Raw genomic sequence first — 15,775 nt, forward strand, 5'->3', positions numbered from 1 at the left:
TATGACCGAATTTCAATCGCTTAATAGGTGATTCTACATAGATTGCCAGTGCGCTTGCGACCAAGGCCCGCGCAGACCGCACCATTGGCCTTATGGCCGCGACGACGGCTTGGCAGCGCGAGCGATCTGATTGCAACCGGCCGCGAAGAGGAGCGGCGCCGACTGGCTGTCGAAAATGAGGGAGCGGTGCAGTTCGATCAGCCTTTCGCCCAGCCTCGCCAGCCGCGCGCCGCGCCAGCACTGTAACTGACGGGTGATCGCCCCCTGCTCCTTGAAGAACACGCGGCGGGCCTGGACTTCGGCGCTGACGAATCCGGCAACATCGCCCGCGCCGTTCATGCGCGCGGAAATCTGCGCCAGTTGCGCAACGCGCCTCTCCATCGCCAGCACGGTGCCGACGGGATTGAGACCGAGCTGGCGAAACCGCGCCAGTTCGCCGGGCAGCTTCGCCGCATCGCCGGAAAGCACGGCATCGACCAGCGCCATCATCCCGTCGTCCTCGGTCTCCGCCGCAATGGCATCGAGATCGGCGGAGGTGGCATTGCGCGGCGCCTGCGGGTCGGCGTCGAGAAACAGGGCCAGTTTCTGCACCTCCGACGCCGCCATGCGGACATCGAGGCCGACCGAGCCGGCGATGCGCTGGGCGAGATCCGCGCCCATCCGCAGGCCCGCTGCATCGGCCAGGCGGCGTACTTCCGCGGCGACCGACCCGATGTCGGGCGGATAGAACATCGCGACGAGCGCATCGTCCCGCTTCTCGAGCAGCTTGGCGGAGCGCGACTTGTCGGTCGCGCCGCTGGCGATGACCAGGACCGGCCAGCCCTGCGCGATGTCCGCATCGTTGGCATCGGTCAGGATCTTTAGCGCGTCGTGCGCCTCTTCGCCATTGGCGCGCACGACGATGTGGCGGCGATCGCCGAACAGGGAGGTCGAGCGCGTCTCGTCGGCAAGGCGCACCGGATCGCGCTTCAGGTCGCCGCCGTCGATCTCGACCTTTTCACCGGGATCGGGAAGCTGCGCGATGACGCGGACGGCGGCGGCGTGGGCGCCGGCTTCGTCCGGGCCGCAGAAGAAAAAGACCTTGGCGTTGCGGGCGGCCCCGGCGGCCAGTTGCGCGAAGTTCTTTTGCGTTGCCTTCACGGCTCAGCCGGCAGGTTGCCGGGGGGCAGACCGCATCTTCAGCGCGACGTTGGTGACGATCATGTCGGCCACCTCGCGCGTCAGGTTCTCGAGCGCGGTCTGCTCCGCCGCGATGGTCGCATATTCGCTCGACACCACGTCGATGCCCGCGTCCGACCCGGCGGTCGCGTCGAGCAGCGTCTCGCCCGTGGTCAGGTCCACCAGGCGATAGCGCGCGCGCAGGGTCCGGCGTTCGCGCCCGATGGTGTCGTCGCCCAGCAGGCCGAGACCATCGAGCTGATCGTCGAGCCGGACGTCGAGCCGGTAACGTGCGCCGGCATCACCCGATCCCAGTTTCTGGACCAAGGCGTCGCGCATCAGCCAGCCCTGCTGGCCGGGGATGGCCGCGACAGTGACCGCATCGAGGCTCGCGGCAACACGTCCTTCGCCGCCGCCGGCATACATCGGCGAAAGACCGCAGGCAGAGAGCAGGAGCGCGAGAGGAAGGGCGAGGAAGCGCATCACACCACGATATTGACGAGCCGGTCGGGCACCACGATCACCTTGCGGACCGGAGCGCCTTCGAGATTACGCTGGACCTTCTCACTCGCGAGTGCAAGCGCCTCGAGCTCGTCCTTGCCGGTTCCCTTGGCCACCGTCAGCGTGTCGCGCAGCTTGCCCCTGACCTGCACCGCGATGGTGACCTCGTCCTCGACCAGCATGGCCGGATCGTGGGCGGGCCATTGGGCCTGGACGATGAGGCCGGTAAAGCCGGCGCGGGCCCAGGCCTCTTCGGCCAGGTGCGGCATCATCGGCGCGACCAGCATCATCAACGCGCGGATCGCCTCGCTGCGGCTGGCCGAAGACGGGGCTTTTTCGGCGGCGTTGGTCAGTTCGTAGATGCGGGCGACCGCCTTGTTGAAGCTCAAGGCCTCGATATCGTCGGCCACCGCCGCGATGGTCTGGTGCATCTTGCGGGCCAGCGGCCTGTCTTCGCCTTCGGCGCTCTCGTCGTACTGCCCGAACAGCCGCCACAGGCGCTGGACGAAGCGGCCGCAGCCCTCGATGCCCGCCTCGCTCCACGGCAGGTCGCGTTCGGGCGGGCTGTCCGACAGCATGAACCAGCGCACCGCGTCCGCCCCGTAGCGGGCGACGATCTCGTCCGGGTCGACGACGTTCTTCTTCGACTTGGACATCTTGATGACCCGGCCGATCTCCACTGGCCGGCCATCGTCCTTCAGCGTCGCGCCATTTCCGTCGCGGGTGACCTCGCCGGGGCTGTAGTAGACCGGGCGGCCATCGACGCGGCGCTCGTAGGTCTCGTGCGTCACCATGCCCTGGGTAAAGAGCTGCGCGAAGGGCTCCTTCACCTCGACCATGCCGCAATGGGCCAGGGCCCGGGTCCAGAAGCGGGCGTAGAGCAGGTGAAGGATCGCGTGCTCGACCCCGCCGATGTACTGGTTCACCGGCAGCCAGGTCGCCACTTCGGCCGGATCGAACGGCTTGTCGGCGGGCTGGCTGGCAAAGCGCAGGAAGTACCAGCTCGAATCGGCGAAGGTGTCCAGCGTGTCGGTCTCGCGCCGTGCCGGCTTGCCGCATTTCGGGCAATCGACGTGCTTCCATGTCGGGTGACGGTCGAGCGGGTTGCCCGGGGTCCGGAAGTCGACATCGTCGGGCAGCAGGACCGGCAGCTGGTCGGCCGGAACCGGCACTACGCCGCAGCCTTCGCCATGATCGTCGCCGCAGTGGATCATCGGGATCGGCGTGCCCCAGTACCGCTGACGCGACACGCCCCAGTCACGCAGGCGATACTGCGTCTTGGGCACGCCCCAGCCGTCTTCCGCCGCGCGGGTGATGATCGCGGTCTTGGCGTCCTCTACCGGAAGGCCGGTCAGGAAGTCGGAGTTGACGACGATGCCGTCGCCTGCCTCGGCCTCGCCCGCAAAGGCCTTGTCGGCATCGGCGGCGCTGGTGGCGACGACGCGCTTGATCGGCAGCCCGTACTTGGTGGCGAATTCGAAGTCGCGCTGGTCGTGGCCCGGCACCGCCATGATCGCGCCGGTACCGTAGTCCATCAGCACGAAGTTCGCGATCCAGACCGGAATGTCCTCGCCGGTGAAGGGGTGGGCGACCTTCAGCCCGGTGTCGAAGCCCAGCTTATCCGCCGTTTCCAGCTCCGCCGCGGTGGTGCCGCCGGCCTTGCACAGCTTGATGAAGTCCGCCGCCTCGTGGTTCGTCCGGGCGAGCGCCTGCGCCACCGGGTGATCGGCGGCCACGGCGACGAAGCTCGCGCCGAAGATGGTGTCGGGGCGGGTGGTGTAGACCTCGATCGTCTCGTCGAATTTGCTGCCCTTGAAATGGGCCTGCATGCCGGTCGACTTGCCGATCCAGTTCTCCTGCATCAGGCGCACCTTGTCGGGCCACTTGTCGAGGCTTTCCAGCCCTTCGAGCAGGTCGTCGGCAAACTGCGTGATCTTGAGGAACCACTGGGAAAGCTTGCGCTTCTCGACCAGCGCGCCCGAACGCCAGCCGCGCCCGTCGATCACCTGTTCGTTGGCCAGCACGGTCATGTCGACCGGGTCCCAGTTCACCGCCGATTCCTTGCGGTACACCAGCCCGTGCCGGTAGAATTCGAGGAAGAGCGCCTGTTCGTGGCCGTAGTATTCGGGGTCGCAGGTCGCGAACTCGCGGCTCCAGTCGAGCGCGAAGCCGAGGCGCTGGAGCTGCGCCTTCATGTTGGCGATGTTCTCGCGCGTCCAGCCGCCCGGGTGGACGCCCTTTTCCATCGCGGCGTTTTCGGCCGGCATCCCGAAGGCGTCCCAGCCCATCGGGTGCAGCACCTCGTGCCCGGTCATCGCCTTGAAGCGCGCCAGCACGTCGCCCATCGTGTAATTGCGGACGTGGCCGATGTGGATGCGCCCCGAGGGGTAGGGGAACATCTCGAGCACGTAGCTCTTGGGCTTGCTGCTCGCCGAATCGGCGCGAAAAGCCTGCGCCTGGTCCCAGGCATGCTGCCAGCGCCCGTCGGCGACCGACGGTTCAAAACGGTCGTCACTCATCCTGTTTGCCCCTGGCGTGGATCAGCCGTCGAGCGCGTCGCGGCGCAGTTCGCGGGCGCGGGTGAGGATGATGTCCTCCAGCTTCTGGATCGTCGCGGCCTGGACCGGCGCGGCCACCCAGGTGCCGCCCTGCGCCAGCTCGCGGCTGGCCGCGACGCGAAGCGCATCGGCGCGCAAGTCGGTGTCGAGGATGGTGACGGTCACCTTCATCCGCTCCCCGGGATTGGCGGGGTTCGAATACCAGTCGGTGACGATCACGCCGCCGTTCGAATCGGTCTGCAGCAGCGGCATGAAGCTGAGCGTGTCGAGGCTGGCGCGCCACAGGTAGGCATTGACGCCGATCGTGGTGACCTGGCTGGCGGCAAGGTCGGCCTTGACCTCGTCCCGGCTGCCGCCGCAGGCGGACAGCGCGGCAAGCGCCGCCGAGGCCAGCAACATCTTCGCGGGGGTGGAAATAAGGGTCTTGCCGATCATCGAATCTTCCGTGTCCTAAAGCCCGAATGGCTGTCTCTCGCAGGCGGGTCTGCCCCGTCGTCTGGCACGCTCTATCCCGCACGGGCGCGGGCGGCAAGCGATGAACCCGCTTTGCCGGATGCCCATGTGCGGGAGGGTGCGCAACGGTCCATCCCCGACCGGTTCGCCAAGGCGCCCGGCGAACCCATAGGCGCGATCCGGCCTGAACGGAATATGGCCGGACAGCATCGCTTCGTCGCATGACGCGGCAAGACCTGTCGATTCCTTGCAACATGTTGGATAGGAATCGGATATTGCTCGCAGAATTGAGTGGAACGGGCCGCGGCAAAGGCTTAATAAGGAACCCTGCGGATCGGAAGCAGGAGCCGGGAACCGAATGCCTTTCAGGGCGTATCCCGGTGGTTCGAGGAGGAAATTCGGCCGTTATGGCTCAGGGGAATGACACCGGATGGCGACGCGCTGCGCGTGCGGGCTTGGGCCTGCTCGCCGGTTCCGCGTGCGTCATGGGCCTGTCTTCCGCCCTTGCCGCCGTGTCTCCCGGCACGATCACCATCCGCGACCTGAGCGTCGCCGCTGCCGGTGACCTCGGGGCCTTCACGCCCGCTTCGGTCGATCCCCGGCTGATGGCCACTTTCCGCCGCGTCAGCGATGCGAAGGGCGAGAGCGCCAGTTCGCTGTTCCGCTTCACGCCCGCTGGCGCGACCAAGCCGGGCTCGCGCTCGGTCACCGTCGCCGTACGCGTCGATGCCGACACCGCGCGCATGATCTCCAGCCGCAAGGCTCTCGCCGAGGCCGGCCGCGGCATTTCCGCGATCGATCCGGTCGCCTTCAACCTCGGCGTCGCACGCGGCTATCAGAGCTTCACGCAGGCACCTTCCGTGGCCACGGCCAGCGCGCGCGGACTGACCCTGCCGAGCGAGATCGGCAAGATCAGCGCGCCCGACCTGCGCAGCTTTACCCCGGCCAAGTCGGCCTCTGGCAAGAGCCGGTTCAGCCCCACCGTTGAACTCGACAGCGACAATGCGCTTCCGGGCAGCACGCCGCGCACCTTCAACGGAGAGGGCGACCTTTCGGTCGACGTCGGCGGCGCCTATCGCGTGGCCGACAACCTGAAGGTCACCGCTGGCATCCGCTATTCGAGCGAGCGCGATCGCCTGGGCCCGCTGACCGACAGCCAGCAGGACAGCCAGTCGGTTTACGTCGGAACCCGCTTCCGCTTCTGATCCGCGCCCGGCGCGTCTTTCGTCACAATCCCGCAACGATGCGCCGCCAGGCGACGCTTGCGGCTGCGCGCGCGTGATTGGGCACTTCGCATCTGCACAAATTCCCTTGCATTATGCTGCATTGCACAATAGCCGTGCGGGTGCGGGCGGGCGCGACCAAAGTCCGCTTGTGGGCAAGGGCGCAGCGACATAGGCTGCTGCCCGAGGAGATAAACTGAAAGGGAATTCTTGATGACTCGAGTGGCAGTGGTCACCGGCGGCAGCCGCGGGATCGGCGAAGGCATCAGCCTCGCGCTCAAGGACATGGGCATGAAAGTGGCGGCGAACTACGCCGGCAACGAGGCGGCGGCCAAGGCGTTCACCGATCGCACCGGCATCCCCACCTACAAGTTCGACGTGGGCGACCACGAAGCGGCGCTCGCCGGCTGCGCGCAGATCGCCGAAGATCTGGGTCCGATCGACGTGGTGGTCAACAATGCCGGCATCACCCGCGACGGCGTGCTGCACAAGATGAGCTGGGAAGACTGGAACGAGGTGATGCGCATCAACCTCGGCGGTTGCTTCAACATGGCCAAGGCCACCTTTCCGGGAATGCGCGAACGCGGCTGGGGCCGGATCGTCAACATCGGTTCGGTGAACGGCCAGGCGGGTCAGTACGGACAGGTCAACTACGCGGCGGCCAAGTCGGGCATCCACGGCTTCACCAAGGCGCTGGCCCAAGAGGGCGCCAAGTACGGCGTCACCGTCAACGCCATCGCGCCGGGCTACATCGACACCGACATGGTCGCCGCCGTGCCCGAACCGGTTCTGCAGAAGATCATCCAGAAGATCCCCGTCGGCCGGCTCGGCCATGCCGACGAGATCGCCCGCGGCGTGGCGTTCTTCTGCTCGGACGACGCGACCTTCGTGACCGGCTCGACGCTGTCCATCAACGGCGGCCAGCACATGTACTGAGCCTTGGCGGCGAACGGGAAACACCCCGTTCGCCGCTATCCGGCCTGTCGATGCCGGGTCGAAAGCGCCGCCCCATCCTGCCGGGGCTGAACGGTCAACGCGCCAGACCCGACGCGCCTGCCGCCCTTTCTGCCCCGTGTCGCAGGATCGCCCGATCGTCACGCCTGCCCGGTCATGCCGGGCGGCATCGTGCCCGGGCGGACATGGACGAACATGTGCGGCACGTAATCGGCCTTGCCCAGCGCCACCCCGTTGGCCCTCAGGATCGCATAGGCGGTCATCACGTGAAAATAGAACTGCGGCAGGGCCCAGTCCCGTACGTACTGGTCCTCGGTCAGGTCGAAGATCATCCCCATCGGCAATTCGTGCGCGATCTGTCGCGACCCGCTGCCATCGTCGGCGTCCCAGACCAGCGCATCGATCCACGCCAGCGTCCCCTCGATGCGGACGAGCGCGCCATCGATCGTGCCCGGCGCGTCGTCCGCCCTGCGCCCCTCGTCGAGCATTGCGGCCACCAGCGGCGGGAAATCCTCGTCCCGCAAGCGGCACAGCCCCTCGACCGCTTGCACACAGGCAAAGCGCACTTGCGTTGCCAACGGGAACATGTCGGGCGCCAATCGCGCCGAAAGCAGCGCATCGGCCTCCGCCTTGTCCAGCGGAGCAGCGGCCTTGCGCAGCCAGTTGGCCAAGGCGGCAAGGTATTGGGCGTAAGTGGCACGGAGCATTTCGCGGTTCGTCATGGCCGGCGGTGTCACTCATATCTTCGTCAGGCGCAAGACGGACGCCAACGTGCCATCGTCCGCAGCATCGAGACATGCGGCCAGCCCGCGGACGAGTCAGGAGACGAGAGGATGAACAGCGCGAACGAGACCGTCGAAGCCTTCATGGCGATGTGGGCACGGCCCGGCGGCTTTGCCGAGGCGATCCACCGCTACTTCACGCCCGAGACGCATTACGAAAACATCGGTATGTCCGACACGACCGGAATCGATCAGGCCGTCGCCTTCATCGAAGCCTTCGAAGCAGCGTGCGGTTGCCCGGTGACGATTCGCGTAACGACCCTTGCCACCGCGGAGAACGGCGGCACGGTGATGAACGAGCGGATCGACGAAGTGATCGACGACAAGGGCGCGGTGATCTCGACCATACGCCTGATGGGCATCTTCGAGGTCGAGGACGGCAAGATCACGCAGTGGCGCGACTATTTCGACACCGCCGGGCTCGCCGCGGCGCGGGCCAAGTGACAGGGCCACGAAAAAGGGCGCGCTTCCGGCCGGAAACGCGCCCTTCTGTTGTTGTTCGGCCTGTCAGCGCGGCAGTTCGGTGACGCCCATCAGCGCCTCGTCGACGCTGCGCGCACACTGGCGCCCTTCGCGGATGGCCCAGACGACGAGGCTCTGGCCGCGGCGCATGTCGCCGCAGGCCCAGATCTTGCTGTCGCTCGACCGGTAGCTGGCGGTATCGGCGGCGACGTTGCCGCGCGGATCGTATTCGAGGCCCGCCTTGTCGAGCATGCCCGACTTCTTCGGCCCGACGAAGCCCATCGCCAGCAGGATGAGATCGGCGCGCAGGGTAAATTCGCTGCCCTCGATCTCGCGCATCTCGCGATCGACCCATTCGACGCGGACGCATTCGAGCCCGGTGACCTTGCCGTTCTCGCCGACCACTCGCTTGGTTAGGATCGCCCAGTCGCGGTCGACGCCTTCCTCGTGGCTGGACGAGGTGCGCAGCTTCAGCGGCCAGTTCGGCCAGGTCAGCGCCTTGTCCTCCTTTTCCGGGGGCTTGGGCATGATCTCGATCTGCGTGACGCTCGCCGCGCCCTGGCGGTTGGAGGTGCCGACGCAGTCCGAACCGGTGTCGCCGCCGCCGATGACGATGACGTGCTTGCCGGTCGCGGTCAGGGTGCCGCGCGGGGCGGCGCGCTGTTCGTCGTCGCCCGCGTTGCGCTTGTTCTGCTGCGTCAGGAATTCCATCGCGAGGCGCACCCCGCTCATCTCCGAACCCGGGATGTCGAGCGTGCGGGCATCTTCGGCGCCGCCGGCCAGCACCACCGCGTCGAAGTTTTCCTTCAGCGTCGACAGCGCGATGTCGACACCCACTTCGGTGGACGTGCGGAAGCTGACGCCCTCGGCCTCCATCTGCGCCGCGCGGCGGTTGATGAGGTGCTTTTCCATCTTGAAGTCGGGAATGCCGTAGCGAAGCAGGCCGCCGACGCGGTCGCTCTTCTCGAACACCGTCACCGAATGGCCGGCGCGCGCGAGCTGCTGGGCGCAGGCCATGCCCGCCGGGCCCGACCCGACGACCGCGACCGACTTGCCGGTGCGCCGCTCGGGCACCTGCGGCTTGATCCAGTCGTTATCCCATCCCTTGTCGACGATCGCGCATTCGATCGACTTGATCGTGACCGGCTGGTCGACAATGTTCAGTGTGCACGCCGCCTCGCACGGCGCGGGGCAGATGCGGCCGGTGAATTCGGGGAAGTTGTTGGTGGAGTGCAGCGTGACCAGCGCCTCCTTCCAGTTCCCCTCGTACGTCAGGTGGTTCCAGTCCGGGATGATGTTGTTCACCGGACAGCCGTTGTGACAATAGGGAATGCCGCAGTTCATGCACCGCGAGGCCTGGGCGCGCAGCCCGTCCTCGGTGTGCGGAATGACGAATTCCTTGTAGTGCTGCAGCCGTTCCGCGGGGTCCGCGTATGTGCGGTCCACGCGATCGAGTTCGAGGAATCCCGTTTCCTTGCCCATCGTAGTGACCCTTATTCCGCCGCTTCGCTCTGGGCGGCGTGACGCTCGGCTTCCATGGCCTTGAGCGCGTTTTCGTAATCGCGCGGCATCACCTTCACGAACTTGCCGACCGCGTTGTCGAAGTCGTCGAGCAGGGCCCGCGCCTTGGCGCTGCCGGTGTGCAGGTGATGGCGCTCGAGCAGCATCCTGAGGCGTTCGGCGTCGTGGTAGAGCGGATCGCCCATGCCCATGTCCTCGACCGAACGGCCGCGCTGGGTGGGACGGCCCGCGCCGTCATCCTCGTCACGCGTGTTCGACACCGGTCGCAGGTCCACCATCGCGGTGTTGCAGCGCTTCTCGAACGTGCCGTCCTCGTCGTAGACGTAGGCGATGCCGCCGCTCATCCCCGCCGCGAAGTTGCGGCCCGTGGGGCCGAGCACGCAGACCATCCCGCCGGTCATGTATTCGCAGCCATGGTCGCCGGTGCCTTCGACGACCGCGACCGCGCCCGAGTTGCGGACCGCGAAGCGTTCGCCGGCGACGCCGTTGAAATAGGCCTCGCCCGCGATCGCGCCATAGAGCACGGTGTTGCCGACGATGATGTTCTGGCCCGGCTCGCGCGGCGCCCCTTCGGGCGGACGGACGATGACACGGCCGCCGGAAAGACCCTTGCCGACATAGTCGTTGGCATCGCCGACGAGGTCCAGCGTGACGCCGTGCGCCAGCCAGGCGCCGAAGGACTGCCCCGCCACGCCGCTGAAGTTCACGCGGATGGTGTTGTCGGCAAGCCCGGCATGGCCATAGCGGCGCGCCACTTCGCCCGACAGCATCGCGCCGGCGGTGCGGTTGACGTTGCGGATCTCGCGATCGATGCGCACGCTTTCGCCGCGTTCCAGCGCCGGGGCGCTGGCCGCGATCAGGTCATTGTCGAGCGCAGCTTCGAGGCCGTGGTCCTGGGTCTGGGTCCAGAACAGCGTCTTGCCTGCCTCGAGCGGGACCTGGTGGAGCAGCTTCGACAAGTCGACGCCATGCGCCTTCCAGTGGCTGACCGCCTTCTTCATGTCGATCCGGTCGACCCGGCCGATCATCTCGTCGATGGTCGCAAAGCCCATCTCGGCCATGATCTGGCGCAGCTCCTCGGCGACGAAGAAGAAGTAGTTGATGACGTGTTCCGGCTGGCCGGTGAAGCGCTTCCTCAGTTCCGGGTTCTGCGTCGCGACGCCGACCGGGCAGGTGTTGAGGTGGCACTTGCGCATCATGATGCAGCCGGCCGCGATCAGCGGGGCGGTGGCGAAGCCGAACTCGTCCGCGCCGAGCAGCGCGCCGATGGCGACGTCGCGCCCGGTGCGCAGGCCGCCGTCGACCTGGACCGAGATGCGGCTGCGCAGGTCGTTGAGCAGCAGCGTCTGCTGCGTTTCGGCAAGGCCGATTTCCCACGGCGACCCGGCATGGGTCAGCGAAGTCAGCGGCGAAGCGCCGGTCCCGCCTTCGTAACCCGAAATCGTGACGTGGTCCGCCTTGCACTTGGACACGCCAGCGGCGACCGTGCCGACACCCACTTCGGAGACCAGCTTGACCGAGATGCGCGCCCGGTTGTTGACGTTTTTCAGGTCGTGGATCAGCTGCGCCAGATCCTCGATCGAATAGATGTCATGGTGCGGCGGTGGCGAGATCAGGCCGACGCCCGGCGTCGAGTGCCGGGTCTTGCCGATGATCTTGTCGACCTTGTGGCCGGGCAGCTGGCCGCCCTCGCCGGGCTTCGCGCCCTGCGCCATCTTGATCTGGATGTCGTCGGCGTTGACGAGGTACTCGGTGGTCACGCCGAAACGGCCCGAGGCGACCTGCTTGATCGCCGAACGCATCGTGTCGCCGTTGTCGAGCGGCTTGAAGCGCGTCGGGTCCTCGCCGCCCTCGCCGGTGTTCGACTTGCCGCCGATCCGGTTCATGGCGAGCGCAAGCGTGGTGTGCGCCTCCCAGCTGATCGAGCCGTAGCTCATCGCGCCGGTGACGAAGCGCTTGACGATGTTCTCCGCGCTCTCGACCTCTTCGATCGGCAAAGGCTTCTCGGCCTTCTTCAGCTCCATCAGCCCGCGGATGGTGAGCAGTCGTTCGGACTGCTCGTTGATGTCCTTCGCGAACTCCTGGTACGTGGCATAATCGTTGCCGCGCACCGCGTGCTGCAGATTGCTGATCGTCGCCGGGGTCCAGGCATGGTCCTCGCCGCGCAGGCGATACTGGTAGATGCCGCCGACATCGAGCTGGTTCCTGTAGATCTCGGCTTCCGAATAGGCCGCCTCGTGACGGCGCACCGTCTCCTCGGCGACTTCGGCGAGGCCGACGCCCTCGATCGTAGTGGCGGTGCCGGTGAAGTAGGCGTCGATGAACTTCGTCGACAGCCCGACCGCGTCGAAGATCTGCGCACCGCAATAGGACTGGTAGGTCGAGATGCCCATCTTGGACATGACCTTCAGGATGCCCTTGCCGATGGCCTTGATGTAGTTCTTCTCGACCTCGTAGGTTTCGAGCGGGACGTCCTTCTCGACCCGCATCCGCTCCAGCGTCTCGAACGCGAGATAGGGGTTCACCGCTTCCGCGCCGTAACCCGCCAGCACGCAGAAGTGGTGCACTTCGCGCGCTTCGCCGGTCTCTACGACAAGGCCGGTCTGCATGCGCAGGCCCTGCCGCACGAGATGCGCGTTGACCGCCGCCGTCGCCAGCAGCGCCGGCATGGCGATACGGTCGCGCGACTGTGCCCGGTCGGACAGGATGAGGATGTTCTTGTCCTGCAGCACCGCTTCGGTCGCGGCCCAGCACATTTCCTTGATCGCCTGTTCCAGCCCGTCGGCGCCGGTGGCCGCGTCCCAGGTGATGTCAATCGTGGCGGTGCGGAACGCGCCGTCCAGCGCCTCTTCCACCGAACGGATCTTGGCGAGGTCGGCGTTGGTCAGGATCGGCTGGCTGATCTCCAGCCGCTTGTGCGTGCCGGCTTCCTTGCCCAACAGGTTCGGGCGCGGGCCGATCATCGACAGCAGGCTCATCACCAGTTCCTCGCGGATCGGGTCGATCGGCGGATTGGTGACCTGGGCGAAGTTCTGCTTGAAATAGTCGTAGAGCAGGCGCGAACGCTTCGACAGCACCGCGATCGGCGTGTCGGTGCCCATCGACCCGATCGGATCCTCGCCGCTGAACAGCATCGGCTCGAGGAACTTGGAGATATCCTCCTGCGTGTAGCCGAAGGCCTGCTGGCGATCGAGCAGGTCGCCCACGGGCAGCGGCACGTCCTCGGCCTCGGGCTCGATCGGATCGAGGTCCTCGAGCTTGTACTGCGAGTGGTTCAGCCATTCGGCATAGGGCTGCGCCGCGGCGAGTTCGGCCTTGACCTCCTCGTCCTCGATGATGCGGCCCTGCTCGAGGTCGATGACCAGCATCTTGCCGGGCTGGAGGCGCCACTTGCGGGTGATCGAATCGTCGTCGAACGGCAGTACGCCCGATTCCGAGGCCATGCAGACCAGGTCGTCGCTCGTCGTGCAGTAGCGCGCCGGGCGCAGGCCGTTGCGGTCCAGCGTCGCGGCGATCTGGCGACCGTCGGTAAAGGCGACGGCGGCGGGGCCGTCCCACGGCTCCATCAGCGCGGCGTGGTATTCGTAGAACGCGCGGCGGGCCGGATCCATCTCCGGGTTTTTGGCCCAGGCCTCCGGGATGAGCATCATCATCGCGTGGCTGAGCGAGTAGCCGCCGGCCAGCAGCAGTTCGAGCGCGTTGTCGAGGCAGGCGGTGTCCGACTGTCCGTGCGGGATGATCGGCCACATCTTGTCGAGATCGGCGCCCAGCAGCGGCGATTCCATCGTGCGGCGGCGCGCGTTCATCCAGTTCACGTTGCCGCGAACGGTGTTGATCTCGCCGTTGTGCGCGATGAGGCGGAAGGGCTGCGCCAGCTTCCAGCTGGGGAAGGTGTTGGTGCTGAACCGCTGGTGCACCAGCGCCAGCGCCGAGGTGCAGTCGGGGTTGCGCAGGTCGTCGTAGAAGCTGCCGACCTGGTTCGCCAGCAGCAGCCCCTTGTAGACGATCGTCCGCGAGGAGAAGCTGGGCATGTAGAGTTCGGTTAGGCCCGGCAGGCCATGCTTCCTGGCCAGATCCTCCAGCGGGTTCTGCACCTGCTTGCGGATGGCGAGCAGCTTGCGCTCGAACGCGTCCTGGTCCTTCACCGCGCCGCCGCGGCCGACGATCGCCTGTCGGATCACCGGCATCTGCGCGATCACCGTCTTGCCGAGGCCGTCGAGCGTGGTCGGCACGTCGCGCCAGCCGATGAGGTCTTGGCCTTCCTTGGCGATGAACGTCTCGAACCGCTGGACGATGAAATCGCGCGCGGCCGCGTCCTGCGGCAGGAAGCACATCGCGACGGCATAGTCGCCTGCCGGCGGCAGGGTCTTGCCGTGCGCGTCCGCCCACTTGCGGAACAGGGTATCGGGCATCTGGATCAGGATGCCCGCCCCGTCGCCCAGCAACGGATCCGCGCCCACCGCACCGCGATGGTCGAGATTCTCCAGAATGGTCAGGCCCTGTTTGACAATCGCGTTGGATTTGGCGCCCTTGATGTGAGCGATGAAACCCACGCCGCAGGCATCATGTTCGTTGCGCGCATCGTAAAGGCCTTGAACCGGCGGAAAACCCATTGTCACCTATCCTGTCGGGGCCCGGACCACAGTGTCCGGAAATAAAATGCGACTCACTCGCCGCGAATGCGCAGCGAAATGGCGCATCGGACCCCCATGGCGATACAATCGAGTTTTTGCAACTGCACAGAGAATGAAAAGTCACGCGCCCGCGCGAGGGGGCGGCTCTTTTCCTTTGGGATCAGGACTTTGCCTTAGCCGCGATCGAGCCTTTGCAGTTCGGCCAGCGCTTCGCGAAGGCGGAAATCCTGCGGCTTGCCGTGCGGAACCGTCGCGATCGCGCCGCCCATCGGCACGAGGCCCGCTTCGCCCCGCTGACCCGCCTGCTGTCCGCGCGGGGCATGCGACTTGCCCAGCCCGATGTCGATGAGCGAGCCATAGCCAGCGCCGTCGTCCTCAGCGTCTTCCTCCTCGTCGCCCGCGCCGTCGTACCAGTCCGATTCGCTGGCCGAGGAAAGCGAGAAGCGCGGTTGCGCCGGCTCGACGGCGGGAGGCGGCGCGTACGCTTCGGCGACCTGTCGCGGCGGGACGAAGGCAGCCGCCGGTTCGACCGGGGCGGCGGATTCGGGGGCCGGGGCGCCGCGGGAAGCGGGTCCCGCCTCCGCCGCGCATTCGCGTTCGCCATCATAACCGGGCGAGGCTTCGCCCAGCGACGCGGTCGCGGCGGCGGGCGCATCGTCCTCGTCGAACCAGGTCAGGCCGAGTTCGTCCGGCATCGGTACGGAAACGGAAACGGGAGCGGGATCGGCATCCTCGCGCGAAGGCACCGCACTGACCGGCTCTTCCGACGCGACCGGGTCTGCGGCAATCGGCACAGGCGCTTCCCGCTCCGCCTGCGCCGCAAGCAGACGGGCCTGTGCGGCGGCTTCGGCGCGAGCCGGCGAGATCTGCGATCCGGCCGCATGCGGCGGCGGTCCGGGCACCGCCGAGGCCAGGTTGGGTGCCGGCGCGTCCCATTCGTCCGATGCGCTGCCGGCGTGTTCGGGCCGGTCGCGCGTTTCGGCGAAATCGAGATCGTCGCCGTCTTCGGACCCGTGACCCGCCGGCATCGGGTATTCGCTGGCGTGCGGATGGTCGAGGCCGAGTTCGGCAAACGAGACGGCAACAGGCTTCGTCGGGGCAGGATCGGGATCGAGATAATCTGGAATGACCGACCCGCGCTTCTGCCCATCGCCCACCAGATGGCGGCGCAGGCGCGGCACCGATTCGGCCGCCTCGCTCCGCGTGCCGTGCGGGGTGCGGCCGGGCCGTCCGATCAGCCCGACGATCTGCGAGGCGATGACGAACCCGACGATGCCGCCGATCGCGAAGGCACCGATGCGCAGCATTTCCGTTTCGACCACCCCCGCCTGACCCACCGCGGCGAGCAGTTCGAGCAGCTTGGCGTCCGGCACCAGATAGGCGCCGCCGATACCGGCCAGCGCGCCGCCGATACGCAGTAAAGTCGCCAGAATCGGATTGAGCGTGTTCATCGTCCATCTTTCGCAGGGGCCCTGAAAAGATGTCTTAAACACGGGTGGTTAACGGCCCGATAATTCTCCTGCTTCCCG

General features: G+C 66.8%; 11 protein-coding genes. 3 read left to right on the forward strand and 8 right to left on the reverse strand.

What is annotated here, in order from left to right; genetic code table 11:
• Positions 1-90: 90 nt before the first annotated feature.
• From holA to J2X37_RS06140, 4 genes are read right to left on the reverse strand one after another with little or no spacing between them, the layout of a single operon-like run.
• Positions 91-1,140, reverse strand: a complete 1,050-nt coding sequence (holA, locus tag J2X37_RS06125) for a DNA polymerase III subunit delta (RefSeq protein WP_310018936.1) — start codon at positions 1,138-1,140, stop codon at positions 91-93.
• 3 nt (positions 1,141-1,143) lie between these two features.
• Positions 1,144-1,641, reverse strand: coding sequence for an LPS assembly lipoprotein LptE (gene lptE / locus J2X37_RS06130; RefSeq protein WP_310018938.1), 498 nt, complete (start codon positions 1,639-1,641; stop codon positions 1,144-1,146).
• Positions 1,641-4,178 (reverse strand): leucine--tRNA ligase, encoded by a 2,538-nt coding sequence (gene leuS / locus J2X37_RS06135; RefSeq protein ID WP_310018942.1) that lies wholly within the window; start codon positions 4,176-4,178, stop codon positions 1,641-1,643. The genes lptE and leuS overlap by 1 nt, the downstream gene beginning before the upstream one ends.
• Positions 4,179-4,199: 21 nt before the next feature.
• Complete coding sequence (locus tag J2X37_RS06140; protein WP_310018944.1) at positions 4,200-4,652, reverse strand: DUF3576 domain-containing protein; 453 nt, start codon at positions 4,650-4,652, stop codon at positions 4,200-4,202.
• 473 nt (positions 4,653-5,125) lie between these two features.
• On the opposite strand from J2X37_RS06140, the gene J2X37_RS06145 reads away from it, so the two are divergent.
• Complete coding sequence (locus J2X37_RS06145) at positions 5,126-5,875, forward strand: hypothetical protein (RefSeq protein WP_310018946.1); 750 nt, start codon at positions 5,126-5,128, stop codon at positions 5,873-5,875.
• A 231-nt stretch (positions 5,876-6,106) separates the two neighbouring features.
• Positions 6,107-6,829, forward strand: coding sequence for an acetoacetyl-CoA reductase (gene phbB / locus J2X37_RS06150; protein ID WP_310018948.1), 723 nt, complete (start codon positions 6,107-6,109; stop codon positions 6,827-6,829).
• A gap of 158 nt (positions 6,830-6,987) precedes the next feature.
• Here phbB and J2X37_RS06155 read toward each other — a convergent pair whose 3' ends face one another.
• The gene (locus J2X37_RS06155) at positions 6,988-7,569 is read right to left on the reverse strand and encodes a DUF1993 domain-containing protein (protein ID WP_310018950.1); all 582 of its coding nucleotides are present in this window, start codon (positions 7,567-7,569) and stop codon (positions 6,988-6,990) included.
• 111 nt (positions 7,570-7,680) lie between these two features.
• Here J2X37_RS06155 and J2X37_RS06160 point away from each other — a divergent pair, with 111 nt between their 5' ends.
• Positions 7,681-8,073, forward strand: a complete 393-nt coding sequence (locus J2X37_RS06160; RefSeq protein ID WP_310018952.1) for a limonene-1,2-epoxide hydrolase family protein — start codon at positions 7,681-7,683, stop codon at positions 8,071-8,073.
• A 63-nt stretch (positions 8,074-8,136) separates the two neighbouring features.
• Here the strand turns inward: J2X37_RS06160 and J2X37_RS06165 are convergent, their stop codons facing one another.
• From J2X37_RS06165 to J2X37_RS06175, 3 genes are all read right to left on the reverse strand, one after another.
• Complete coding sequence (locus tag J2X37_RS06165; protein ID WP_310018954.1) at positions 8,137-9,573, reverse strand: glutamate synthase subunit beta; 1,437 nt, start codon at positions 9,571-9,573, stop codon at positions 8,137-8,139.
• Between the two features lie 11 nt (positions 9,574-9,584).
• Positions 9,585-14,225, reverse strand: a complete 4,641-nt coding sequence (gene gltB, locus J2X37_RS06170; RefSeq protein WP_310018956.1) for a glutamate synthase large subunit — start codon at positions 14,223-14,225, stop codon at positions 9,585-9,587.
• 194 nt (positions 14,226-14,419) lie between these two features.
• On the reverse strand, positions 14,420-15,697 hold the full coding sequence (locus J2X37_RS06175; protein ID WP_310018958.1) for a hypothetical protein: 1,278 nt from the start codon (positions 15,695-15,697) through the stop codon (positions 14,420-14,422).
• Positions 15,698-15,775 lie beyond the last annotated feature (78 nt).

Source organism: Croceicoccus sp. BE223 (genome assembly GCF_031457155.1).
Classification (GTDB): domain Bacteria; phylum Pseudomonadota; class Alphaproteobacteria; order Sphingomonadales; family Sphingomonadaceae; genus Croceicoccus.